General features: G+C 60.4%; 1 protein-coding gene. It reads left to right on the top strand.

Features of this window, described 5'->3' with window-relative positions:
* Nucleotides 1-424 (top strand): tyrosine-type recombinase/integrase (locus GTA51_RS20455; RefSeq protein WP_160964318.1); only part of this gene is annotated, 424 nt, incomplete at both ends.

The raw sequence follows: 424 nt of genomic DNA, 5'->3' as shown, positions 1-424 counted from the left end.
CTGAGATGCGGCATCCCCGGTATGTCCCGTCGGAGGTGGATTTCTTCAAGGTGTTGGCCAAGGCTGAAGGGCAGGACATGGTGATGCTGACGACGTTTCTGCATCTGGGGGCCCGGCGGGGGGAACTCTTCCGGCTGACTTGGGCCGACGTCAACTTCGCCAACCAGCAAATTCGGCTCGCCACCAGAAAGACAGCCGACGGCTCGTGGCGCTTCGACTGGGTGCCGATGACCCGACAGCTTCGGGCGACGTTGCTCGGCTGGTGGGAGAATCGGGAAAACAAGACGAGCGAGCATGTCTTCACGGTCCTTGACCGCACCCCGTTCACAAACCAGTGGGAGGGGGAGCCGTTCAAGCACCGGCAGCACTTCATGAAAAAGTTGTGCGACAAAGCGGGGGTCAAACCGTTTGGCTTCCATGCCAT

Origin of the sequence: Solidesulfovibrio aerotolerans (genome assembly GCF_009856865.1) — a bacterium.
Taxonomy (GTDB): Bacteria; Desulfobacterota; Desulfovibrionia; order Desulfovibrionales; family Desulfovibrionaceae; genus Solidesulfovibrio; species Solidesulfovibrio aerotolerans.
The sequence above is the reverse complement of the archived record's forward strand: the minus strand, read 5'-3'. Positions and strand labels throughout refer to the sequence as shown.